The organism is Mucilaginibacter aureus (assembly GCF_053514885.1).
Map to the genome: position 1 here is coordinate 4327096 of NZ_CP170601.1, position 22862 is coordinate 4349957.

Genomic DNA, 22862 nt, shown 5'->3' on the forward strand with positions numbered 1-22862 from the left:
TATCGACTAAAAATGAACAGACTACAAAAGCTTTTCGCATCGGGTAAAAAGGACCTGTTATCGATATATTATACAGCGGGTTATCCCACATTGAGCAGCACGGTTGCTATTGCCGAGGCACTGGAAAAAGCGGGTGCGGATTTTCTGGAAATAGGTTTTCCATACTCAGACCCGCTGGCTGACGGGCCGACCATACAGCATAGCTCGCAAATAGCGCTCGATAACGGGATGAACCTGAATGTATTGTTCGATCAACTGGCTGACCTGCGTAATCGCGTTAATATCCCGGTTATCCTGATGGGGTATGCCAACCCGATGATACAATACGGAGTGGAGTGCTTTTGTAAAAAGGCTGCCGACGTTGGTGTAGATGGTGTTATTGTGCCCGATTTGCCGATGCACGAATATGAGCAGCTTTACAGTAAATACTTTAAGGATAATAACCTGAGCAATATCATCCTGGTAACGCCACAAACATCAACAGACCGGATACGCAAAATTGATGAGTTAAGTGATTGCTTTATTTATCTGCTGTCGTCGTCAACTATTACCGGTAAGAGTTTGCAGATGAGCGATGTGGTGGATACGTATTTTAAACGTATTAAGGATATGCAACTGAAAAACCCAACCATTGTAGGTTTTGGTATCGCCGATAAAACATCGTATAAAAAAGCCTGCGAATACAATACCGGGGCCATAGTGGGGAGTGCGTTTGTGAAATACCTGGGATCGGATGAAAATTATTTAAATGGAATAAGCAATTTTATAAAGCAATTTAAAGGATAAATTGTTAACTTACCGGCAATTACAGATCATATTTGAGCTGCCCCCTGAATGAAAATAAGTGTTCTAACCCCGTCGTATAATACCGGTAAATATCTCGAACGAGCGATACAAAGCGTAATAGCTCAAAATTATGAGCCATACGAACACATTATTGTAGACGGGGGGTCGACTGATAATTCGCTCGAGCTTTTTGAAAAATACGACGAGCATTTGAAATGGGTATCAGAACCCGATAAAGGCCAGTCGGACGCTATGAACAAGGCATTTAACATGTCGACCGGTGATGTGATCGTTTACCTGAATGCTGATGATGAATTTGCGCCCAATGCCTTTAAAGAAATTGCTAAAACCTTTAAAAGCAAACCGGGCATTGATATGGTAGTTGGTAACCTGGTATTTATTAATCCTGAAGGGAGCTCGATAAGGGTGCCATCGCACAAATACCTGGATATTGTTCAATACTGGTTAAACCTGTTCCCTAATAACCCGGTAAGCTATTTTTATACCCGTAAAATGCAGGCAATACTTGGCGATTTCCCCATTGACGACCATTATGCTATGGATATCTGGTTTTTATTGCGTGCTTACAAAAAGTTCAATATCGTTAAGTTGGATAAGGTTTTGGGTACATTCCATTCGGATGGAACCAATAAAACAGCCACTTCTGATGTTGGCGGAAATTTGCACCGCGCAGTAAAAAAACACCTGAAAACAGAAAATAGGATAATGATTCCTTATTTTTATTATAAGCTTATTATAGGGAAAGTGAAGGGCAAAAGTCAGTAGCTATCGTTATTAAAAATGCCCAAATTTGCTTTAGCAATAACAGCAATTGAAATTTCGAAGAGATACCTTGATAAACAGACCTGTTGCCAGGTTAAATAAACCTGGTGCTGTATTTTTGTTGTTAATTATCAGCGTAACTCTATCTGCCTGGAGCTATTATCGCGAGGTGATGCCCACCGGGCCATACCAGTTTAATTACCCTGCCAACTTTGGTAACCGCGTCAACATACCAGATGATAACCCCACAACAAAGCAAGGTGTTTACCTGGGGCGGATGTTGTTTTACGAGCCACGTTTATCGGTCAACAATACTTTAAACTGTGCAAACTGCCATAAGCAAGAGTTTGCATTTACGGACAGACGCCCGTTTAGTGTGGGCGCAGATGGTGTGGAAACCAAGCGCAACGCCATGTCGTTGGCTAATTTGCTGTGGACGCGTAAGTTTTTTTGGGATGGCCGTGCAGCAAGTTTAGAAGAGCAGGCTGCTATACCATTAACCAATCCGCACGAAATGGGGCAATCGCTGGAAGCCTCAGTTAAAAAACTGAATGCCGAACCCAAATACCCTGCTTTATTTATGGCAGCTTATGGCGATGAAAATATTACCGGAGAGCGGATAGTTAAAGCTTTAGCACAGTTTGAGCGCACTTTGATATCGGCAAACTCGCGGTATGACCAATATCTGCGCAAAGCATACCAACCTACTACAGAAGAACTAAAGGGAATGGAGCTTTTTAACACCGGGCCACAACCCGAGAAAGGCATCCGCGGGGCAAATTGCGCACATTGCCATGGGGGTGCTAAAACTTATATGGAGTTATTTCACAATAACGGCCTGGATAGCATCGCGAAAGATAAAGGCATTGAAACCTTAACGGGCTTAGCCGGCGACCGTGGCCGGTTTAAGGTACCTACACTACGAAATATTGCTTTAACTGCACCGTATATGCACGACGGCCGTTTTAAAACCTTAGACGAGGTGCTTGACCATTACAGCGACCATGTTAAACAGTCGGAATCGCTAAGTACGGTTTTTAGGGGAGAAAGTAACCAAGTTGGCGGGCAAACATTGAAACTGCTTCCGAAGGAAAAGAAAGAGATCATCGCGTTTTTAAATATGCTGACCGACAAAGATTTTATTACCAATCCCGAATTTTCGGACCCGCATTTACATCCTATAAAAAAATAGATGCATCTATATTATGAAAAAACAATTGCTTATCGCTCTTATCGGTTTTATTGGTTTAACCATTCCGGTAATAACCAATGCACAAACAGCTGCAACCGTTAAGGTAACCGGAGAAGTTACTGCGCCGCTAAATCTGACACTTACCGATCTGCACCAGTTTACCCAGGTGACGGTTACCCGTAAAGACAAGGACGGTAAAGATCATATTTATACAGGCGCGGTATTATCGGATATCCTGACAAAGGCCGGCGTAACCATGGGGCAGCAGTTAAGAGGGGAAAACCTGACCAAATATTTATTGGTTGAAGCCAGTGATGGTTACCAGGTTGTATTTGCTTTGGCCGAACTGGATAAAAGTTTTACCGACAGAGCAATTATACTGGCTGATACGATAGATGGCAAGCCGTTGGCAGCCGGTGATGGGCCGTTCCGGATTATTGTGCAGGATGATAAGAAGCCAGCACGATGTATGAAACAGGTTACCAGTATGAAAGTGGTTTTTGCTAAATGATGTTTTGACAGATACCCGTATTTTTTGTATTTTAACCAACATCATCTACTCAATTAAATTGCACAATGGACAGAAATTTACGGGTGCTTAAAAACGATATACTTTTTGCCGAACTTGTTTTTATTTATGAAACCCAGGTATCAGGCAATGTTTCGGTAACTATGTATGGAAGCAAGCCTATAGGCGATGGATTAAGCACTGTTTTTCCGTTGGTTACTTACAGAACTGAATTTTCGCATTCGCTTTTAACAACTTTTGATGCGATTGAAGAGTTTGACCGTGGTTTTTTAAAATCGCAACCCGCACCTCCGCAACCCGAAGACCTGGCAGATGTCGCATCAATTACCTATGATGATAGCATGGCATTAGTGTACGATGCTGTGCATTACAGGTATGTGTTTAACAGCCCGTTTGGTGGTATCGCTGACGTTTATGCCAACTTTATTGAAAACACAAAAGAGCTTAAGTTTATATCAGGGAACAGCATCAGCGGAGACAATTCAGCGTCATCCAATAGTTTTGAAACAAACCTGAATTTTTGTATCCGCTTTGCAAATGATAACCTGATAGACCCACCCACTGAATTTTCCCTGATCGGCTGGCGTTAAGATTAAGTAAATGAGCGTTTCAACAAAGTAATTTGAGCTTTTTAACAAATTGGAACGACTGTAAACCCAGCACCTTTGTTTAACATAAATATTAAACAAATGGAAAGAATATGGTTTATAACAGGCAGCTCCCGGGGATTGGGAAAAAGCCTTACAGAAGCAGTACTTGCCCACGGAGATAAAGTTGCGGCAACCGCCCGTAATACCGAACAATTGAAAGCATTTACGGAAAAGTATCCCGGTAAGGTATTGCCAATTCAACTGGATGTTACTGATCAACAACAGATCAATATCGCAGTTGAAGCAACGATTGCACATTTTGGGCGAATAGATGTGCTGGTTAATAATGCAGGTTTTGGCATAACGGGCGCTGCCGAGGCTTATACCGATGAGCAGGTTCGCAGTCAACTGGAAACTAACCTGTACGCACCCATTGCCGTAACCCGCGCGGTATTGCCTTACATGCGTAAACAACGGTCGGGGCATATTTTACAGATCAGTTCGGTTGGCGGCCGTGCCGGTAGCGCCGGGATAACCATTTACCAGGCTGCTAAGTTTGGTCTTGGTGGTTTTAGCGAAGGTTTATCAAAAGAAGTGGCACCGCTGGGTATCAAAGTAACGTGTGTTGAACCCGGAGGTTTCCGTACGGATTGGGCGGGCGACTCGATGACCTATGCGCAAAGTATTGAAGGCTATGAATGGACCGTTGATGTACGGGCAGGCTTTTTTAAAAGCGGTAGCTTTGTGCCGATGGGTGATCCCGATAAGGCAGCAAAAGTAATGGTTGATATCATTGATCACCCGGAGCCGCCCTTACACCTGATATTGGGTAGTGAAGCTATCGGAATAGTTAAAAGTTCAGAAGCCGGTAAATTAGCCGAGCTGGAAAAATGGCTGCCGGTAAGCGTTTCGACAGACCATGAGGATGCGGTTAACTTTTTTGAAACTAAAGAAGGGCAATCATACCTGGGTTTAAAAGGGTATAAACAGGAATAATTAAATTTGAGGATGCCTACCAAAGAAGAGAAAAGCAAATCGTTGCCCATTTTGTATTCGTGTTATGCAACGCGTAATCGCGAAGGGGAGCAGTTTGTGGCAGACCATGTGTTTAGTTACCAGATATCGGGCACGCTTACGCTGAATGATGGTGATAAAAATTATACGTTTAGCGAAGGCGAGTACAGGTTTATCAGAAAAAATCAATTGCTTAAGTTTAATAAACAGCCGCCTGCGGGCGGCGAGTTTAAAACCTTATCGGTATACCTTGACCAGCAAACGCTGCGAAATTTTAGTATGGAATATGGTTACAAGGCGGAGAAAAGTACCGTTACTGTACCCGGTGTTATCGAATTGAAACCGGATAGACTTTTGGCAGCTTATATCACTTCGGTAATGCCATACCAGAATACCGAAGAGCAGCCGGGTAACGAGCAATTGATGGCTCTTAAGCTACGGGAAGCTATTTTGATCTTGTTGCAAACTAATCCTGAACTGAAAAATGTATTGTTTGATTTTAGCGATCCCGGCAAAATTGACCTGGAAGGTTTTATGAATAAAAACTTTCATTTTAATGTACAGCTTAAACGGTTTGCTTATTTAACCGGGCGAAGCCTGGCTACTTTTAAACGCGATTTTGAAAAGATATTTAACACCTCGCCGAGCCGGTGGCTACAAAAACGCAGGCTGCAGGAGGCGCATTACCTGATCAAAGAGAAAGGGAAGTCGCCATCGACTATTTATCTCGACCTCGGCTTTGAGGATCTTTCGCATTTTTCGTTCGCGTTTAAAAAAGCTTACGGCGTTGCGCCAACTAAAATTTAGCGAAGCAGGGTATTATGTGCCCTGCTTATCAGTTATTTTGCCGGAACGAATTTTAAGGCATACGAATCAAGACAATAGCGTTTGCCGGTAGGTGCAGGGCCATCGTCAAATACATGACCGAGATGTAAGCCTGTGCTACGCTCCACAACTTCCTGCCGTACTTCGCCGTATGAATCGTCTTCAACGATCATGATATCTTTATCATTGATAGGCTTAAAAAAACTTGGCCAGCCTGTGCCCGAATCGAACTTGGCATCAGAACTGAACAGCGGCTTATCGGTGGCCGCGCTTAAGTAAATGCCTTTTTTGTGATTATCCCAATACGGGTTTCTGAATGGAGGCTCGGTACCTTTATTGACCATAATATCGTAAGCATCAGATGATAACACAGTTTTCCAGTAGCTGTTTGGTTTGGCACCCGGAAAGGTTTTGACATCTTCGGAACTGCCTGGTTTGATGGTATGATTTTGACTACAGGCTTGTAGTGCCAATAGCAATAGGGTGGATATGGCTATGTTTGTTCTTTTCATATGGACTTAGTAGTTGTTTTACTATAAACCTTACATGGTTTTTATATTTCAAAGAACGATATTTAGTACCATCGCGGTACCAGGAAACTTAATTATTACAAAGTAATTATCAAAGGTACGGGGGCTGGGGCAGAAAGTAGTCTCACATATTTAAGACAAGCTGGTGTGCGTGTTTACGGTTACAGTGAAAATTTTAAATAATTTAGCTGCAAATACTCAAATGCCAGCAAGTAGAAAGCCAAACACAGAGGAAAAGGATCAACTGCACCCGCGCAACAGACACAGGCAGCGCTATAATTTTTCAGAATTGATAGATGCCTGTCCTGAATTATCAGCTTATGTTGCGTTAAACCAGTTTGGTGATAGATCTATCGACTTTAAAAATCCGCTGGCTGTAAAAGCACTGAATAAGGCCTTGCTAAAACAGTTTTATACTATTGAGCACTGGGATATCCCGGAAGGCTATTTATGCCCGCCTATACCCGGCCGTGCTGACTATATTCATTACGTGGCCGATCTGTTAGCTGAAACCAATCAAGGTATGATCCCAAAAGGAAAAAACACAAAAGTGCTGGATATAGGCACCGGGGCCAATTGTATTTACCCGTTGATAGGTAATTACGAGTATGGCTGGAGCGTTGTGGGTTCGGATATTGATGAGCGTGCTGTCCGTTCTGCAAAAAACATTGTAACGGTTAACTCATTATCTAAAGCCATCAGCATCCGGAAGCAAAATTCGACACAAAACATTTTTACTGGCATAATTAACCCCGGTGAACGGTTTGATTTGACGATATGTAATCCTCCGTTCCATTCGTCGGCAAAAGAAGCGGCTGCCGGTACAGAGCGTAAGTGGAAAAATCTTGGTCGGCAAGATAATGCCAAACAGGTTTTAAACTTTGGCGGCCAAAACGCGGAGCTTTGGTGTGAGGGTGGCGAAGAACGTTTTGTGCGACGGATGATTGATGAAAGCATTGGTTTTGCAAAGCAGTGCCTGTGGTTTACCACATTGATCTCTAAAAAAGAAACATTGACCTCATGTTATCGCGCATTGGAGAAGGCCGGCGCTGTTGAGGTGAAAACGATCAGTATGGCGCAGGGGCAAAAGGTAAGCCGAATTTTGGCCTGGACGTTTTTAAACCAGGAAGAGCGCAATCAATGGTGAGCAGGCTGAAAATAAAAAAGCTCCTTATTTATCATAAAGAGCTTTTTGTTTGATCGGTAAACTTTAAAAGTTAGGTTTCAATACATATTTATCGTAGAACCTGAAGATGTGTTCAACAGCTTCTTCGGCGGTATCAACCAAACGGTAAAGGTTCAGATCATCGGGGCTGATGTTATGTTCTTGTGCAAGCATTTTTTCTTCCACCCATTTAAATAAGCCACCCCAGTAATCGGTACCTACAAACACGATAGGGAAACGGGCTATCTTACCGGTTTGGATAAGCGTTATCGCTTCGAACGATTCGTCCATGGTGCCAAAACCACCGGGCAGAATGATAAAGCCCTGTGAGTATTTCATAAACATTACCTTGCGTACAAAAAAGTAATCAAACTGCATTACTTTATCCCTGTCGATATACTTGTTGTGAAACTGCTCGAAAGGTAATTCGATATTTAAGCCAACTGATTTACCGCCGGCTTCATAAGCTCCTTTGTTGGCAGCTTCCATAATGCCGGGGCCACCGCCTGATATTACACCATAACCGCGCTCTGTTAACAGGCGGGCGCAAGTTTCTGATAATTTGTAGTAAGGGTTATCGTTTTTAGTACGTGCCGAACCGAATATAGATACACATGGCCCTATTTTGGCCATTTTTTCAAAGCCGTCAACAAATTCGGCCATAATTTTAAAGATCTGCCAGCTATCGGTTACCTTGATCTCCTGCCAGTTTTTGTTCTCAAACGCCTGTCTGATTTTTTCTTCACTTGTCATAGATGTTCTCCTGACTCCGCCCTTTGCGGAGTATTTTAATTTTCGAAATAAAGAGCTAAGGTACGGATTTGCGCGGGTTATGCATTAAATATTCGTTAAGCTTTTATGCTTTTGCGGTAATATTTTGTGCTTTGTGCGATGAGGTGACCCATAATCCCACGAAAGTGATCAAACCATTTACGATGATGAGTTCATTATCAAACACATAACCACCAAACCATGCTTTGGAGTAAGTACTTAGGAAAAAGCATACCGCAGGCGATATCAGACAAATGAATGGTACCAGCTTATCGGCAGCCTGGCGGCTTTTAACAAACAAGCCAAAAGAGTATAAGCCCAGTAATGGGCCGTAGGTGTATGAGGCTACTTTAAATATAGCACCTACAACCGCATCGTTGTTGATGCTGTTAAAAACGATGATGGTTAAAAACATTAATCCCGAAAAGGCAATATGCACGTAGTGGCGCGCTTTTACATTTTTTTTGCTGTTGACATCGCTGCGCTTATTAAAGTTCAGGAAATCGACACAGAATGAAGTTGTAAGAGCGGTTAGTGCCGAATCGGTAGTGGCAAACGTGGCTGCCGTTAAGCCCAGCATAAATACAATTGCCGGAACAATGCCCAGGTATTGTAAGGCGATAGTAGGATAGAGATAATCGGTTTTTGCAACTGTGATGCCGTTTTTTTGTGCGTACATATACAATAATGCACCTACACTTAAAAAGAAGATATTGATCACCACAAAAACCCCGGTAAAGCTGAACATGTTTTTTTGTGCTTCGCCTATGTTTTTACAGCTCAGGTTTTTCTGCATCAGGTCCTGGTCGAGGCCAGTCATGGCAACGGTAATAAACAAACCGCCCAAAAACTGCTTACCAAAGTGGAACTTGCTGCCAAGGAAATCGGTAAAGAAAAAGATCTTTGAATAACTGCTGTTTTTAATAGCGTCGGCAGCTTCAAATATATTGTAGTTTAAGCTTTTACAGATAAAATAAATAGACAGGAACACCGACGATACCAGGAACAACGTTTGCAAGCTATCGGTAATGATAATGGTTTTTAAGCCACCACGATAAGTATAAAGCCAGATAAGTAGCAAACAGATCATTACAGTTACCGCAAAAGGAACATGGTAAGCATCAAAAATAAATTTCTGTAAAACTATTACCACCAGGTATAACCTGAATGCAGAGCCAATGGTACGGCTGATGAGAAATATAGCCGCCGCGGTTTTATAGCTCCAGGTGCCCAGGGCGCCTTCGATGTAGCTGTATATGGATGTGAGTTTTAAGCGATAATATAATGGCAGCAATACGGTTGCGATGATAATAAAGCCCGCGGCATTGCCTAATATGAACTGAAAATACGCAAACTGATCGCCGGACGGCGCGCCTACCTTGCCGGGCACGGATATAAAAGTTACCCCGCTTAGTGCCGTACCGATCATGCCGAAAGCAACCAGGTACCATTTGGAGTTACGGTTGGCTACAAAGAAAGTATCATTATCTGATGATTTGCTCGAGGTAAGAAACGAAATAACAATGAGTATCAGGAAATAACCGATGATAAAGGAGAGGAGTATGAGTGGAGACATAATTGATTTGGTACGATGTGAAATCAATTATAGGAATAATTATGGAAGATGTGAAAGGTAAGATGGAAAATGTAAAGACAAGCAAACATCTTCCATTGTACCTCATACATTTTCCACCGAAATAGTTAATTTAGCAAAATGAACTTTTCGTCGAAGTTGCTGGAAGGAGCGGTGGCCGAATTTGCCAAATTACCGGGAGTGGGACAAAAAACGGCCTTAAGATTAGTGCTGCATTTATTGAACCAGGATAAGGATGATGTGGAGCGGTTTAGCACAGCGATCAATAAATTACGTAACGAGATACAATTTTGCAGTGTATGCCATAACATAGCTGATCAGCCGGTTTGTGAGATATGCTCGGCGCCCAAGCGCGACCGTAGTTTGGTTTGCGTGGTTGAAGATACACGTGACGTGATGGCTATTGAAAATACCAGCCAGTACAATGGCTTATACCATGTATTAGGCGCGTTGATATCACCTATGGATGGTGTTGGCCCTGCCGATCTGGAAGTTGACTCACTGATAGAACGCTTACGCACGGATGAGGTTAAAGAAGTGATCTTCGCGTTAAGCGCAACTATGGAGGGCGATACTACCATTTTTTACCTGCACAAACGATTAAAAGATTTTAGTATCAATATATCAACCATAGCCCGTGGTATTGCCTTTGGTGGCGAGTTGGAGTATGTTGATGAAATAACCCTGGGACGCTCAATAACCACACGCGTCCCTTACGAAAGCGCTTTGACGCGATAAATACACCAATATTTAATATGAGTTTAAAAGGAAAAGTAGTTATTATAACCGGTGCATCATCCGGTATAGGCAGGGCTATGGCTGTTGAGTTTGCCAAAAGGGGTGCTAACCTGATATTGGGTGCACGCCAATATGTGGCCTTGTGCGAATTGGGTCAGCATCTTGAGGGCCTGTATAATGTAAAGGCCATTGCGGTACAATGCGATGTAACCAGTGAGGAGGAATGCAGGTTTTTAATTAACCAGGCATTGGTAACGTTTAAAACTATTGATGTTTTAATTAATAATGCAGGCATATCGATGCGTGCGCTATTTAAGGATGCCGATGTAACTGTTTTAAAACGCCTGATGGACGTTAACTTTTGGGGTACTGTTTATTGCACCAAATATGCGTTGCCCCAAATAACTAAAAATAAGGGAAGTATTGTTGGCGTGTCGTCAATAGCCGGTTATAAAGGCTTGCCGGGGCGTACAGGTTATTCGGCATCTAAATTTGCCATGAATGGTTTTTTAGATTCGCTTCGCGAAGAAAATTTAAAAACCGGTGTGCATGTAATGACTGCCTGCCCGGGTTTTACCTCATCTAATATCCGTAATACCGCATTGACAGCTGATGGCAGCGAGCAAAGCGAAAGCAGCATGAACGAGCAAAAAATGATGAGCGCTGAAGCAGTAGCCAAATTGATAGCCGATGGGATAGAGACCCGTAAACGAACTATCATTATGACCACGCAAGGCAAACTGACGGTACTGTTAAGCAAGTTTTTCCCTGCTATGCTTGATAAAATGGTTTATAAAGTTTTTACAAAGGAAAGAGATCCGTTGTTGAGATAAAAGTCCTGGTCATTGTGAACTTGTTTCAGAATCCCTCAGGATAAGTTTGTCGCTTTGCCTTTATGTGGGATGCCGAAATAAATTCGGCATGACTGTTTTTGCAATTATAAATACATCTCCAACTCACCCTTACCTTCACGGATAATTTCAAAATCACCTGTAGTGCAATCAACCACGGTTGAGGGTACGTTATCGCCATAACCGCCATCGATCACTATATCGACCAAATCCTGGTATTTTTCGTGGATCAGTTCGGGGTCGGTAGAGTATTCAATAATATCGTCGTCATCGTGGATGGAAGTTGAGAGGATAGGATTGCCGAGCGCGACTACAATATCACGCGCAATGTTATTATCGGGTACACGGATACCTACTGTTTTTTTATTGCTGCTTAGTAATTTCGGTACATTACCGTTGGCATTAAATATAAATGTAAATGGACCCGGTAAGGCCTTTTTCAGCACCCGGAAAGTTGTGTTATCAATAGGCCTGATATAATCGGATATGTGCCTGAGATCGGAGCAGATAAACGAAAAATTTGCTTTTTCGGGTTTGATCTTCCTGATCTGGCAAACAGCCTCGATCGCTCTGTGATTGGTGATATCGCAACCCAGTCCGTAAACGGTATCGGTAGGATAGATGATCAATCCGCCTTTGCGTAATACAGCTGCAACCTCTTCAATTGCTTTGGGATTGGGGTTTTCGGGGTAGATTTTTATAAGCATTATACTCCATAAACAAACCATTTAACGGTTTGTGTTTAACAAATATAACCAAATAAAAAAGCCACCCGTTACCAGGTGGCCTTTCAAGGAGTATATATATATGAGATCAGTTAAGCTTGTTTTGCAAATTGTGCGTTGATGATCAGTTTCACATCTTCGCCCACAACAACTGCACCTGCTTCTGTAATGCCATCCCAAACTAAACCAAACTCTTTACGGTTAATTTTGCCGGTAACCTCAAAACCAGCTTTTAAGTTGCCATAAAAGTCGGTTGCAGTACCGCCATGATCAACATCAAGCGTAACCGGTTTAGTTACATCTTTAATGGTCAGGTTTCCGGTTAATTTATCATCAGTTAACGATGTTGATTTGAAAGATATCTTTGGATATTTCTCCGAGTCAAAAAATTCAGGGCCTTTTAAGTGGTCATCGCGCATTTTCTGGTTGGTATCAATACTGTTAGTATCGAGGCTAAACTCAACCTGTGCGCCTTCAAATGTATCGCCTTCGGCTGTAACTGTACCTTCAAATGTTTTGAATGAACCGGTTACTGTAGATATTACTAAGTGTTTAACTTTAAACTGAACTTCTGAGTGCATTGGGTCTAAAGCCCATTTTGTTGTTGCCATGATTTTAATTTTTTAATGTTTATGATTTGATGATACAAAGATAAATAAATTAAATGTTTAAACATGTAATTTCAGTGTAAACAAATAGTGAAACTTTAACAGGCAGATCAGGGCGATTGTTTTAAACAACAAGAGCGCCATATAAAGGCGCTCTTGTTCTGACTTTGTGATGCTATTATTTAATCAGCAATGGCCCTGAACATTAAAGCGCCAACAGTTAAATTGGTTCGGCTATCAATAATGATCGCGCCGCCATTGGCTTTATTTTCCTGGTACAGGTCGAACGCCAAAGGTTCGGCGGTTTTTAACACAATCCGGCCAATATCATTCAACTGGAAGCTATCAGCGTTAACCTGCTCTAAAGTATTGATATTTACCTTGTACAATATATCCTGTATTTTACAGCGGGTAGTTTTGCTGTTATGTTGCACCAAATACATTAAAGAAGTATCCATTGGTTTGGTATCCATCCAGCAGAGATCGGCCTCAATGAGTTGCGATACTTTAGGATGTGACTGTGCAGTTACTAAGATATCTCCGCGGCTGATATCAATCTCATCCTCCAAATGCAGCGTTACCGACATTCCTGCTGATGCTTCGGCGGGCTCGCGGTCAAAAAATTCAATTTTACTGATGGTTGAATGAAAACCCGAAGGCAACACAGTTATCTTATCATTAACCTTGAACGAGCCGCTCAGTACCCTGCCGGCATAACCGCGATAATCGTGCAGTTCGTCGGTTTGCGGACGAATGATCCATTGCACAGGCATCCGGGCATGGTCGGTACTGTCATCCACATCAACCGGTACTGTTTCCAGGTGATCTAACAGGCTTTTGCCTTTATACCAGTGGATACGGTCGCTTTTGTAAACAATATTATCGCCTTTAAGCGCACTTACCGGAATATAGGTTACTTCGTTCAGGTTCAGTTTGGCAGCCATGGCCTGATAGTCTTTAACGATCTTGTTAAAAACGTCCTCATCATAATCTACCATGTCCATTTTATTAACGGCAACAACCACATGCTGCAACGCTAATAATGATACCAGGTAGGAGTGACGGATAGTTTGCTCGATAACGCCTTTGCGGGCATCGATCAATATAATTGCCAGGTCGGCGTTTGATGCACCGGTAACCATGTTGCGGGTATATTGAATATGGCCCGGGGTATCGGCAATGATAAACTTACGTGCATCAGTTTGAAAATATTTGTATGCTACATCAATAGTGATGCCTTGCTCGCGCTCTGCCTTTAAGCCATCTGTTAATATGGCCAGATCAATAGTACCATCGTCGTTTTTGCGATTGCTTTTTTGCAACGCTTCCAGCTGATCAACTAAGATCGAATCGCTATCGTACAATAAACGGCCGATCAAAGTGCTTTTACCGTCGTCAACGCTTCCGGCAGTTAAAAATTTAAGTATATCCATTTGTATTTATGTAAGTGGATGAGGTAAGATGGACGATGGGTTTTACATTTTTCACCTTCCATTTCACATCTTCCATCAAAAGTATCCACCTTTTTTACGGTCTTCCATAGCGGCTTCGCTCACTTTATCGTCCATACGTGCGCCGCGCTCGCTTATCTTTGAAGTGCTTATCTCGTTAATAATATCGTCAATCTCAAAAGCGTCCGACTCTACGGCTGCGGTACAGGTCATATCGCCCACGGTACGGAAACGTACGTTTTTGCGTGTGATGATATCTTCATGGTCCATATTCAATGCATCGGCAGCAGCCATTAACTGGCCATTACGGGTAATTACATCGCGCTGATGCGCAAAATAAATGGTTGGCAACGGGATATTCTCGCGGCGGATATAGTTCCAAACATCCAGTTCTGTCCAGTTGCTTATCGGGAATATCCTTACATTTTCGCCTTTGTGAATTTTACCATTGTACAAGTTCCACAGTTCGGGGCGCTGGCGTTTTGGGTCCCACTGGCCAAACTCATCGCGTACCGAAAATATGCGCTCTTTGGCACGTGCTTTTTCTTCATCGCGGCGGGCGCCACCGATACAGGCGTCAAACTGGTATTGCGCGATAGTATCTAATAAAGTAACGGTTTGCAGCTGGTTGCGGCTTGCGTTTTTACCTTTTTGTTCAACTACTTTACCCTGGTCTATCGAATCCTGCACGTAACCTACGATCAGCTTTTCGCCGATCCTGGCCACCATCTCATCGCGGTAAGCAATAGTTTCAGGGAAATTGTGGCCGGTATCGATATGTACCAGCGGGAACGGAAATTTACCCGGACGGAAAGCCTTTTCGGCCAAACGTACCAGGGTTATGGAATCCTTACCACCCGAAAATAACAGGGCGGGTTTTTCAAACTGCCCGGCAACCTCGCGCAATATGTAAATTGCTTCGGCCTCCAGATCGTCTAAATAATTCAGTTTGTGTTTACTCATGTTTAGTTCTAATTACCACCCTCAAAAAATACCTCTTCGTTGTCATGCGCTTCAGTAATGTGTAAGCCGCATTCCTTTTTGCTTTGATCTTCCCACCACCATCTTCCGGCCCTAAAATCTTCGCCTTCGGCAACCGCGCGTGTACACGGCGCACAGCCAATACTCGGAAAACCCTTGTCGTGCAGCGGGTTATAGGGTATATTGTATTGTTTAATGTATGTTTTTACGTCGTTTAAAGTAAAGTCAAATATCGGATGAAATTTGATAAGTTGGTTACCCTCGTCCCATTCAATATTTTCCATATGCTCGCGGTTGGCCGATTGCTCGGCGCGGATACCGGTTATCCAGATATCGTTCCCCGCAAGGGCACGCTTTAGTGGCTCAATTTTGCGGATACTACAGCATTCTTTACGGTTCTCAACCGATTCGTAAAAGCTGCTCGGGCCTTTGGTACTTACCATCTGCTCAACGGCCGCAGCCTGCGGGTAATAGGCATGAATAGGCTGGCCGTAGATCTCTAAAGTGCGGTTCCAGGTATAATAGGTTTCGGGGAACAGCCTGCCGGTTTCGAGAGTGAAGACTTTGATAGGCAGCTTATTGCTGAAGATCATTTGGGTAATTACCTGATCTTCCCAGCCAAAACTGGTAGAAAAGATAACCTTGCCGGGATACTGTTCGGCCAATAACTTTAAAGCTTCAACCGGTTCTAAACCGGCTATATTTTGCTTTATTGTGTTTATATCCGTACTCATGGCTTATATCACTTTAACAATAAATTTTTGGATGCTGTAAAGGCTGATCAGTATTACGATAACTGCCACCGATACCATAATAGCTTTGGTAGAGATCTGGTTTGAGACCTTGGCGGCGATAGGCGATGCCAGTGCGCTGCCGATAATCAAGCCGATAACTGCTTCCCAATGATTGCCATGGCTCAGCATCAGAATAAATGTTACCGAACTCACCATGGCGATGAAAAACCGCGAGAGCTTAACTGTACCTAAAGAGAAACGTGCGTTGCGGCCACCGGCTATCAATGAAGATAACACAATAGAACCCCAGCCGCCACCGCCAACAGCATCAATAAAACCGCCTCCAAAACCCAGCAACGAAATACGTTTGATCTTTTTATCGGTTCTTTTATGTTTTTTCTTAAATGCTTTTTTGAAGATAACGACACCTAATATCAATGTATATAATGATACCACCGGTTTGGTATACATGCTGTAATGCTCTAACGACGATACAATATATGCGCCCAAAACAGCGCCGATAATACCCGGGATCAGCAAAAACTTAAACAGGCGCCAGTTGATGTTGCCCATACGGTAATGCATCCAGCCGGCAATACCGTTGCTCATAATTTCGGATAAATGCACCCCCATACTCGCCGCAGCGGGGGGGATGCCCATGGTTAACGAGAACGTGGTAGAAGTAACCCCATAACTCATCCCGATAGCACCATCAATCATCGCGAAGATAAAACCGGCCAGTAAAAAGTAATAGAATGTTGGATTGATAGTTTGTACAAAAACCTGGAAGTCGGGATTTTTAAGCCAAAAAGCAGTAATAGTAATACCGATAGCGGCGATAATGGAGCACCAGATGAGCCACACAAAGTTTTTCTTTTCGGCGGTCTCGCTTTTCGGCTCGATCAATACCGATGATATTTCGTTCAGCTTTTTAACTTTTGAGGCAAAGTCGCCGCTTAAAGTATCGCGTAACTGGCTCATTTGCTGTAAAGTGATATCCAGTTCTTCGGGCAGGTTATCGTTCAATACTTCTTTAATTCTTTTGGCTACTGTGGGCGATTTGCCATTGGTAGATATGGCCACTTTCAGGTCGCCTTTTTGCACGATAGAACCTAAATAAAAATCGCACAGATCGGGCTTATCGGCTACATTGAGCAACAGATTATGCTGCCTGGCCACCTCCCTGATATACGTATTAAGCGCAGGATTATCAGTTGCAACTATAACCAGGTCGGCCTGGTTCAAATCATCTTCGGTAAATGATTTTTTACGCACAATAACTTGTTGAAATTTGCCTGCCAGTTGATAAACCTCTTCGCTTACCACTTCGGCCACCACAGTTACTTTAGCAAGAGGGCTATTGACTAATATCGCATTTAGCTTTTCCAAACCCACATTACCGGCGCCAACTAACACGGTATGCAGTTCGTTAAGCTTTAAAAATACCGGGAAAAGCTGGTTGCCTGCAGAATTATTATCCTGTGTTATTGTTTGTGTTTTATTTTCCGGTGTTGATCCCATGCACTTTTTCGTTCTGTGTTATAATTGTACCAGCGACTCGCGTTTTGCTTTTACTGTTTGGATAAAGTTTTCTGCTTCGCTTAAATATTGCTGTGCAAATTGTTGCGAAGGTTCGTTTTTATTGATCTGCAATACCAGGTCGGTAAAGGTCGATCCGTTCAGATCCACTTCGCCGGTGGCTACATAATTAGCATCAAAATCTTTAATGATACCTGCCTGTGTACTGTTATTGATACCTTTATCTAATAATAAAGCTTTAGCACCGCTTACCAATGTAGCATAGGCATGGTATATCGCATCCGCGTAAGCTGCACCTGCAAATGATTGCTGTGCCCAGCTAAATTTCTCTTCGGCCTCAAACAGCAGGGTAGCCACCAGGTCTATCACTACGCCGGCACACTCGCCAACGCCAATAGCGGTAGCAAATGTTTCTTCGTGGCCCCAGTCAACAAACTCGTCATCTTTTAAGGTAGTGAGATCGGCCAGGGGTTTTAACAGGTGATAAAAGTAATCCTTTGTTTTACGATCGTAGTAATCGTTAAATAATTCGTTATCAGTAGCGTTAGCCTGGTAATCATTAAGTACTGCTCTAAGTACGTCGGTAGCGCGTTTGGCCGGTACTTTGGTTACTTTATCGGCTGCACGGCCAATGCCGTCGCCAACTATACCACCACCCAGCAATACCTGCACTGATGGTAAAACCTTACCCTGTGCCTTTAACGAGCTGCCATGAAAACCAATGTGCGCCAAACCGTGCTGGCCGCAGCTATTCATACAGCCGCTGATCTTGATCTTGATATCGCGGTTATAGATCAGGTCTTCATACTCGCTGTAAATAACATCTTCCAGCACTTTTGATAAGGTCATGCTGTTTGAGATACCCAGGTTACAGGTATCAGTGCCCGGGCAGGTAGTTACATCGGCAACGCTGTCAAAACCCGGCGCTGCCAAACCTAATTCGCTTAAACCGTTAAATAAATGCGGCAGAGCTTCTTCGGTAGCGTATTTTAATAATAAACCCTGGTTTTGAGTTACGCGAATCTCGTCAGCCACATACGGACTGATGGCCGCAACCAGCTTACGCGCCTGGTCGGTTGGGATATCGCCAACTTCAACCTTAATATATACACCAAAATATCCTTTTTGCTTTTGTTCGAATACGTTGGTTGCGCGCCAGTGCTTATAGCGTAGGGCATTGTTAGGTTCAACGGCAGTAATACCTGTATTTACAGGTGCTTGGGGCTGCGGAACAGCGTTGCGGTCAACAATAAAGCTTTTTGATTTATTAGCTACACGTTCTTCGGCAACCAATCTTAAAACTTCATCAAGGCCGAGCTTTTGGATCAGGAACTTCAGTCTGGCCTTGTTGCGGTTGTTACGCTCGCCATAACGATCGAATACGCGGATAACCGACTCGGTGTAAGGGATCAGCTGATCTTCGGGTAAAAATTCGTAAACAACCGGCGCCAATGCAGGTTGCGCGCCTAAGCCACCACCCAGCATTACTTTAAAGCCACGAATTTCTTCACCATTCTCTATTCTCACTTTAGGGATAAAACCCAGATCATGAATAAACGAGAAGGCGGTATCAGCCTCAGTAGCCGAAAATGATATTTTGAATTTACGTCCCATTTCCTGGCAAATAGGATTGCGCAACAAATAAGAGAAAGTGGCATGAGCATAAGGTGATACGTCAAATGGTTCTTGCGGATCGATGCCCGATGTTGGAGAGGAGGTAACGTTACGTACGGTATTACCGCAGGCTTCGCGTAAAGTAACATCATCCCGCTCTAATTTAGCCCATAATTCGGGTGTACGGTCAAGGCTAACGTAGTGTATCTGGATATCCTGGCGGGTTGTTAAGTGCAGGTTATGGCTTGCATACTCGTCAGAGATATCGGCTATCTTTAAAAGTTGCTTAAAGGTAACCTTACCAAATGGCAGTTTAATACGAACCATTTGCACACCCGGCTGGCGCTGGCCGTAAATACCACGCGCTAAACGCAGGCTCCGGAATTTTTCGTCGTGTATTTTGCCATCGCGAAACTCACGGATCTTTTTTTCCAGGTCAATTATATCTTTTTCAACAACCGGATTTTCTAACTCGGTTCTAAAGCTTTGCATATTCTTAATTTAGCAGTATTATTAAAAAAAATCCCCTTCGGCTATAGCAGAAGAGGTAATTTATCACTTAATATAATAGTATAACCTCTTATCGCTTTAAAGCAGCACTACACATACAACATGTTACATTCAGCATTTCCATGATCAAATTGTTGCAACTCACGCTACAAATATAGATAAAGTATATAGAAAAGATAGACTTAATTTAATTATTTCAATTTAATGACGGAAAGGAGAGAGTTTAGATATCAGCAATGAGGTTGATCTCACGTTCAATAATGTTGGCGATGCTTGTTTCGGTTAAAATTTTCAGCGTTACATCGCGCACATCAACAAAAACACTGCGAATGCCACAGGTGAGTTCGGATTTACACTCTTCGCATTTGTGGTAAAAATTAAGACTGGCGCAAGGTACCATAGCTATGGGTCCATCGGTTATGCGCATTATTTGCACCAAAAAAATGTCCTTGGGATCTTTATTTAGGCTATAGCCGCCACCAGCTCCTTTTTTGCTGTATAAAAAACCGGCATTTCTGAGGTCTAAAAGGATCTGTTCAAGGAATTTTTTAGGAATTTTCTCCTCTTCGGCAATTTTCGAGATCTGAATCGGGGGATTTCCCATGTTTTTGCCCAAACTTACCAAAGCTTTGATTGCGTATTTCGTCTTTTTAGAAAGCATATATTGAAAAACGTGTAAAATTTGATATAAAGAAAGGGATTTTATTGCATTTTGCAAAATCTTGGGAAATAATCTACTATAATGGTGTTTTTTATAGTTAAAGTGGGTTTTAAATACAGAAATGAGAGTTTTTAAGCCTTACAAGGATGCTCTTAAAGTTAAATAAAATGGCGTTTCAATGTGCTCAGCCAACCCGTTCAGGATCAGATAAGCCGTTTTTTCACCCATCGCCTGAAAATCTGTTGAAATAGTTGTCAACCCGTTCAGGATGATCTTCTTTAACGGTGTTTCATTATAGGATATTACACCAACGTCGCTTCCAACCTGTAAGTCGCTCGAAATAATGCGTTCTATCAGGGTTACCAGGTCGCTCTCCATCAGGTTGATATAAGCTTCACCTTTAGCTATCTGTTCGGCAGCTATATTATGTACCACTTTACAATTAAAAGCATACTGGTGGCAAAAGTTAAAATATCCTTTTAAGATCTCTTCAGGGTAATACGAGTTTTCGGGGAAAATGATCTTAATGGTGTGATATTTACTTAACTGTTCTAATGCAAGCTCGAGCGCGTGATAGATATCGTTCTCAAAGTTTTCGTATACGGCGGCAAAGCTGCCATCAACTCCGGGAATGATCTTATCCAGCAGGATCAGTTTTTCTTTCGGAATGGTATTGATGATCTCGTGCGCCTTTTCGCCACCTTCTAAAAAATGAGGGATAATAACATAGTGGGTATAATCGTCGCTTTTGTTTTGTAGTAGTTTTTTAAATAGCGAAAAATCGTTGTTATAGATATAAAGGTCAACCGCAGCCATTTCGCCAAGCGATTCGACGATCGAATCATAAATGATCTTTTTGTGATAGCTCAGTTTGTTAAATAATAAAAACACCTTGAGCTTGTGGCTCAGATCAACACTCTTAACATAGTATCCTTTGCCGGGCACCGAACCAAGCAAGCCAATTTTTTTGAGGTACTTATAGGCTTTTTCCGCGGTATCGCGCGATATCTCAAAATTATAGCTTAACTCGTTAATTGATGGCAGTATATCGTTCTTGCTTATTTTACCATCGCTGATGCAATTAATAATAGAGTTAGCCAGCTGAAGGTATTTTGGTGTAGATGAGTAATAATCAATAAAAATACATTCAAAAATTGGCGGCTGTTTCATTTTTAATTAAGGGGATTAGGGACTTAACTATTTTATCAATTGGTTTACAAAGATGCTTATTAGGCAAACTTTTTCTTTTCAGCAACAAGATTACACAGTTAAGCTAACTAATGCAACAAACACAACAATTTTTTATATAGTGGTTGTGAAATAGTTTAACGTATTTTAACGGGATAATTATGTATTATTGACACTTAAGGTATCTTACTGTGAATCAGTATAACTTTACCTTAATTATATTACCCTATGATTTAAAATTATTGAAAAATGCCGCAAACCATGACAGTCCATGACGGCAGTATAATACAGCTTTTCTACTTTTATCTCTCTAATAAACCAGTTCATAACTAAATTATAAATGGAAGTAATTTTTGGTGTTTTTTTTCACTTTATAGGCGGTTTCGCCTCGGGTAGTTTTTATATTCCCTACAAAAAAGTAAAAGGTTGGGCGTGGGAAAGCTTTTGGATAGTAGGAGGAATTTTTTCGTGGCTAATTGTACCGCCACTGGCAGCATGGTTAACAGTACCCCATTTTGCCGATATTATTGCAGCAACCAATGGCAAGATATTACTTTTAACATATTTTTTTGGCTTATTATGGGGCATAGGCGGTTTAACTTACGGCCTTGGCGTTCGTTATTTAGGCGTATCATTAGGCAGTACCATTATATTGGGCCTTTGCTCGGTTTTTGGGGCATTGGTGCCGGCCGTGTTTTACCAGTTTTCGCCAACAGCAGGTAAAGATAGTATCGGTTTGCTGGCATCCACCCATTGGGGTCAAATGGTATTGTTAGGTATATTAATATGTGTAATAGGTATTATTATTTGCGGCAGAGCCGGTACGTTAAAAGAACGCGACCTTTCAAAAGACGGTGCGGCTGCCAACGAAAATAAAGATTACCGCTTTGGATTAGGTATTACTGTAGCTATCGTATCTGGCGTATTGAGTGCTTGTTTTGCCTTTGGTATTGATGCAGGTGCTGCTATGGCCGACGCTGCCAACGTAGCATGGAGAACGGCTGAGCATATTACAGATACCCGTAATTTTCTGTATAAAAATAATGTAACCTATATAGTTATATTATGGGGTGGGTTAACTACCAACTTTATTTGGTGTATGATATTGAACGCCCGCAACAAAACATTTGGTAATTATACTGATGGAAAAACTCCATTGTTAAAAAACTATATCTTTTCGGCTTTAGCCGGAACAACCTGGTTTTTGCAATTCTTTTTTTACGGTATGGGCGAAAGTAAATTAGGTAACGGTGCCAGCTCATGGATACTGCACATGGCCTTTATTATATTAATTGCCAATATGTGGGGCCTGATTTTAAAAGAATGGAAAGGTGTTAGCAATAAAGCCTTAACCACTTTAATTGTTGGTATAATAACCATATTACTATCGGTGGTACTGGTAGGGTATGGTAACAATATAAAAGATAAAGAGACTGTTAAAACAGCAGTACAAATACAGGCAAACAAATAAAAACAGAACTAC

Annotated in this window: 23 protein-coding genes; 11 read left to right on the forward strand and 12 right to left on the reverse strand. The window is 42.2% G+C overall.

Annotated elements, in window-relative coordinates; all coding sequences use genetic code 11:
• The first annotated feature begins 12 nt into the window (after positions 1 to 12).
• From trpA to ACFGVR_RS18535, 7 genes are all read left to right on the forward strand, one after another.
• On the forward strand, positions 13 to 786 hold the full coding sequence (gene trpA / locus ACFGVR_RS18505) for a tryptophan synthase subunit alpha (protein ID WP_448698884.1): 774 nt from the start codon (positions 13 to 15) through the stop codon (positions 784 to 786).
• 48 nt (positions 787 to 834) lie between these two features.
• Positions 835 to 1572 (forward strand): glycosyltransferase family 2 protein, encoded by a 738-nt coding sequence (locus tag ACFGVR_RS18510; RefSeq protein ID WP_448698885.1) that lies wholly within the window; start codon positions 835 to 837, stop codon positions 1570 to 1572.
• 46 nt (positions 1573 to 1618) lie between these two features.
• Positions 1619 to 2761 (forward strand): cytochrome-c peroxidase, encoded by a 1143-nt coding sequence (locus ACFGVR_RS18515; protein ID WP_448698887.1) that lies wholly within the window; start codon positions 1619 to 1621, stop codon positions 2759 to 2761.
• Between the two features lie 13 nt (positions 2762 to 2774).
• Entirely contained in the window at positions 2775 to 3272 is a 498-nt protein-coding gene (locus ACFGVR_RS18520; protein ID WP_448698888.1) for a molybdopterin-dependent oxidoreductase, read from the forward strand.
• A 65-nt stretch (positions 3273 to 3337) separates the two neighbouring features.
• Positions 3338 to 3880: a hypothetical protein gene (locus ACFGVR_RS18525; RefSeq protein ID WP_448698889.1), complete on the forward strand. Its 543-nt coding sequence runs from the start codon at positions 3338 to 3340 to the stop codon at positions 3878 to 3880.
• A 99-nt stretch (positions 3881 to 3979) separates the two neighbouring features.
• On the forward strand, positions 3980 to 4876 hold the full coding sequence (locus ACFGVR_RS18530) for an oxidoreductase (RefSeq protein WP_448698891.1): 897 nt from the start codon (positions 3980 to 3982) through the stop codon (positions 4874 to 4876).
• A gap of 12 nt (positions 4877 to 4888) precedes the next feature.
• A complete protein-coding gene (locus ACFGVR_RS18535) occupies positions 4889 to 5701 on the forward strand; it encodes a helix-turn-helix domain-containing protein (RefSeq protein ID WP_448698892.1) in 813 nt (270 codons plus the stop codon).
• A gap of 32 nt (positions 5702 to 5733) precedes the next feature.
• On the opposite strand, the gene msrB is transcribed toward ACFGVR_RS18535, so the two are convergent.
• A complete protein-coding gene (gene msrB, locus ACFGVR_RS18540) occupies positions 5734 to 6231 on the reverse strand; it encodes a peptide-methionine (R)-S-oxide reductase MsrB (RefSeq protein ID WP_448698893.1) in 498 nt (165 codons plus the stop codon).
• Between the two features lie 220 nt (positions 6232 to 6451).
• On the opposite strand from msrB, the gene rlmF reads away from it, so the two are divergent.
• Positions 6452 to 7396, forward strand: a complete 945-nt coding sequence (rlmF, locus tag ACFGVR_RS18545) for a 23S rRNA (adenine(1618)-N(6))-methyltransferase RlmF (RefSeq protein ID WP_448698894.1) — start codon at positions 6452 to 6454, stop codon at positions 7394 to 7396.
• Between the two features lie 63 nt (positions 7397 to 7459).
• On the opposite strand, the gene ACFGVR_RS18550 is transcribed toward rlmF, so the two are convergent.
• Both ACFGVR_RS18550 and ACFGVR_RS18555 read right to left on the reverse strand, forming a co-directional pair.
• Positions 7460 to 8167 carry an LOG family protein gene (locus ACFGVR_RS18550; RefSeq protein WP_448698895.1) on the reverse strand — a complete coding sequence of 236 codons (708 nt, stop codon included), beginning with the start codon at positions 8165 to 8167 and terminating at the stop codon, positions 7460 to 7462.
• Positions 8168 to 8270: 103 nt separating this feature from the next.
• Positions 8271 to 9761, reverse strand: a complete 1491-nt coding sequence (locus ACFGVR_RS18555; RefSeq protein WP_448698896.1) for a sodium:solute symporter — start codon at positions 9759 to 9761, stop codon at positions 8271 to 8273.
• A 138-nt stretch (positions 9762 to 9899) separates the two neighbouring features.
• Between ACFGVR_RS18555 and recR the strand changes: the two genes are divergently transcribed.
• Together recR and ACFGVR_RS18565 are read left to right on the forward strand one after the other, a co-directional pair.
• A complete protein-coding gene (gene recR, locus ACFGVR_RS18560) occupies positions 9900 to 10517 on the forward strand; it encodes a recombination mediator RecR (RefSeq protein WP_448698897.1) in 618 nt (205 codons plus the stop codon).
• A 17-nt stretch (positions 10518 to 10534) separates the two neighbouring features.
• A complete protein-coding gene (locus ACFGVR_RS18565; protein ID WP_448698899.1) occupies positions 10535 to 11350 on the forward strand; it encodes an SDR family oxidoreductase in 816 nt (271 codons plus the stop codon).
• Positions 11351 to 11454: 104 nt separating this feature from the next.
• Here the strand turns inward: ACFGVR_RS18565 and ACFGVR_RS18570 are convergent, their stop codons facing one another.
• From ACFGVR_RS18570 to ACFGVR_RS18610, 9 genes are all read right to left on the reverse strand, one after another.
• Positions 11455 to 12075, reverse strand: a complete 621-nt coding sequence (locus tag ACFGVR_RS18570; protein WP_448698900.1) for an L-threonylcarbamoyladenylate synthase — start codon at positions 12073 to 12075, stop codon at positions 11455 to 11457.
• Between the two features lie 110 nt (positions 12076 to 12185).
• Entirely contained in the window at positions 12186 to 12704 is a 519-nt protein-coding gene (locus ACFGVR_RS18575) for a YceI family protein (protein ID WP_448698902.1), read from the reverse strand.
• Positions 12705 to 12883: 179 nt separating this feature from the next.
• Entirely contained in the window at positions 12884 to 14134 is a 1251-nt protein-coding gene (locus ACFGVR_RS18580; RefSeq protein ID WP_448698903.1) for a sulfate adenylyltransferase subunit 1, read from the reverse strand.
• 75 nt (positions 14135 to 14209) lie between these two features.
• Positions 14210 to 15115 carry a sulfate adenylyltransferase subunit CysD gene (gene cysD, locus ACFGVR_RS18585; RefSeq protein WP_448698905.1) on the reverse strand — a complete coding sequence of 302 codons (906 nt, stop codon included), beginning with the start codon at positions 15113 to 15115 and terminating at the stop codon, positions 14210 to 14212.
• Positions 15116 to 15123: 8 nt separating this feature from the next.
• Positions 15124 to 15867, reverse strand: coding sequence for a phosphoadenylyl-sulfate reductase (locus tag ACFGVR_RS18590; protein WP_448698906.1), 744 nt, complete (start codon positions 15865 to 15867; stop codon positions 15124 to 15126).
• A gap of 3 nt (positions 15868 to 15870) precedes the next feature.
• Entirely contained in the window at positions 15871 to 17388 is a 1518-nt protein-coding gene (locus tag ACFGVR_RS18595; protein ID WP_448698907.1) for a TSUP family transporter, read from the reverse strand.
• Positions 17389 to 17406: 18 nt separating this feature from the next.
• Positions 17407 to 19512, reverse strand: a complete 2106-nt coding sequence (locus ACFGVR_RS18600; RefSeq protein WP_448698908.1) for a HEPN domain-containing protein — start codon at positions 19510 to 19512, stop codon at positions 17407 to 17409.
• 241 nt (positions 19513 to 19753) lie between these two features.
• Positions 19754 to 20191 carry an RrF2 family transcriptional regulator gene (locus ACFGVR_RS18605; protein WP_448703046.1) on the reverse strand — a complete coding sequence of 146 codons (438 nt, stop codon included), beginning with the start codon at positions 20189 to 20191 and terminating at the stop codon, positions 19754 to 19756.
• A 138-nt stretch (positions 20192 to 20329) separates the two neighbouring features.
• Positions 20330 to 21361: a GntR family transcriptional regulator gene (locus tag ACFGVR_RS18610; protein WP_448698910.1), complete on the reverse strand. Its 1032-nt coding sequence runs from the start codon at positions 21359 to 21361 to the stop codon at positions 20330 to 20332.
• Between the two features lie 358 nt (positions 21362 to 21719).
• On the opposite strand from ACFGVR_RS18610, the gene rhaT reads away from it, so the two are divergent.
• Positions 21720 to 22850: an L-rhamnose/proton symporter RhaT gene (gene rhaT / locus ACFGVR_RS18615; protein ID WP_448698911.1), complete on the forward strand. Its 1131-nt coding sequence runs from the start codon at positions 21720 to 21722 to the stop codon at positions 22848 to 22850.
• The last annotated feature ends 12 nt before the right edge of the window (positions 22851 to 22862 follow it).

Bases quoted from the DNA above. Each gene is read 5' to 3' on its own strand.
- trpA (WP_448698884.1), top strand. From the start codon at position 13: ATGAACAGACTACAAAAGCTTTTCGCATCGGGTAAAAAGGACCTGTTA.
- ACFGVR_RS18510 (WP_448698885.1), top strand. From the start codon at position 835: ATGAAAATAAGTGTTCTAACCCCGTCGTATAATACCGGTAAATATCTC.
- ACFGVR_RS18520 (WP_448698888.1), top strand. From the start codon at position 2,775: ATGAAAAAACAATTGCTTATCGCTCTTATCGGTTTTATTGGTTTAACC.
- ACFGVR_RS18525 (WP_448698889.1), top strand. From the start codon at position 3,338: ATGGACAGAAATTTACGGGTGCTTAAAAACGATATACTTTTTGCCGAA.
- ACFGVR_RS18530 (WP_448698891.1), top strand. From the start codon at position 3,980: ATGGAAAGAATATGGTTTATAACAGGCAGCTCCCGGGGATTGGGAAAA.
- ACFGVR_RS18535 (WP_448698892.1), top strand. From the start codon at position 4,889: ATGCCTACCAAAGAAGAGAAAAGCAAATCGTTGCCCATTTTGTATTCG.
- msrB (WP_448698893.1), bottom strand. From the start codon at position 6,231: ATGAAAAGAACAAACATAGCCATATCCACCCTATTGCTATTGGCACTA.
- rlmF (WP_448698894.1), top strand. From the start codon at position 6,452: ATGCCAGCAAGTAGAAAGCCAAACACAGAGGAAAAGGATCAACTGCAC.
- ACFGVR_RS18550 (WP_448698895.1), bottom strand. From the start codon at position 8,167: ATGACAAGTGAAGAAAAAATCAGACAGGCGTTTGAGAACAAAAACTGG.
- ACFGVR_RS18555 (WP_448698896.1), bottom strand. From the start codon at position 9,761: ATGTCTCCACTCATACTCCTCTCCTTTATCATCGGTTATTTCCTGATA.
- recR (WP_448698897.1), top strand. From the start codon at position 9,900: ATGAACTTTTCGTCGAAGTTGCTGGAAGGAGCGGTGGCCGAATTTGCC.
- ACFGVR_RS18565 (WP_448698899.1), top strand. From the start codon at position 10,535: ATGAGTTTAAAAGGAAAAGTAGTTATTATAACCGGTGCATCATCCGGT.
- ACFGVR_RS18570 (WP_448698900.1), bottom strand. From the start codon at position 12,075: ATGCTTATAAAAATCTACCCCGAAAACCCCAATCCCAAAGCAATTGAA.
- ACFGVR_RS18575 (WP_448698902.1), bottom strand. From the start codon at position 12,704: ATGGCAACAACAAAATGGGCTTTAGACCCAATGCACTCAGAAGTTCAG.
- ACFGVR_RS18580 (WP_448698903.1), bottom strand. From the start codon at position 14,134: ATGGATATACTTAAATTTTTAACTGCCGGAAGCGTTGACGACGGTAAA.
- cysD (WP_448698905.1), bottom strand. From the start codon at position 15,115: ATGAGTAAACACAAACTGAATTATTTAGACGATCTGGAGGCCGAAGCA.
- ACFGVR_RS18590 (WP_448698906.1), bottom strand. From the start codon at position 15,867: ATGAGTACGGATATAAACACAATAAAGCAAAATATAGCCGGTTTAGAA.
- ACFGVR_RS18595 (WP_448698907.1), bottom strand. From the start codon at position 17,388: ATGGGATCAACACCGGAAAATAAAACACAAACAATAACACAGGATAAT.
- ACFGVR_RS18600 (WP_448698908.1), bottom strand. From the start codon at position 19,512: ATGCAAAGCTTTAGAACCGAGTTAGAAAATCCGGTTGTTGAAAAAGAT.
- ACFGVR_RS18605 (WP_448703046.1), bottom strand. From the start codon at position 20,191: ATGCTTTCTAAAAAGACGAAATACGCAATCAAAGCTTTGGTAAGTTTG.
- ACFGVR_RS18610 (WP_448698910.1), bottom strand. From the start codon at position 21,361: ATGAAACAGCCGCCAATTTTTGAATGTATTTTTATTGATTATTACTCA.
- rhaT (WP_448698911.1), top strand. From the start codon at position 21,720: ATGGAAGTAATTTTTGGTGTTTTTTTTCACTTTATAGGCGGTTTCGCC.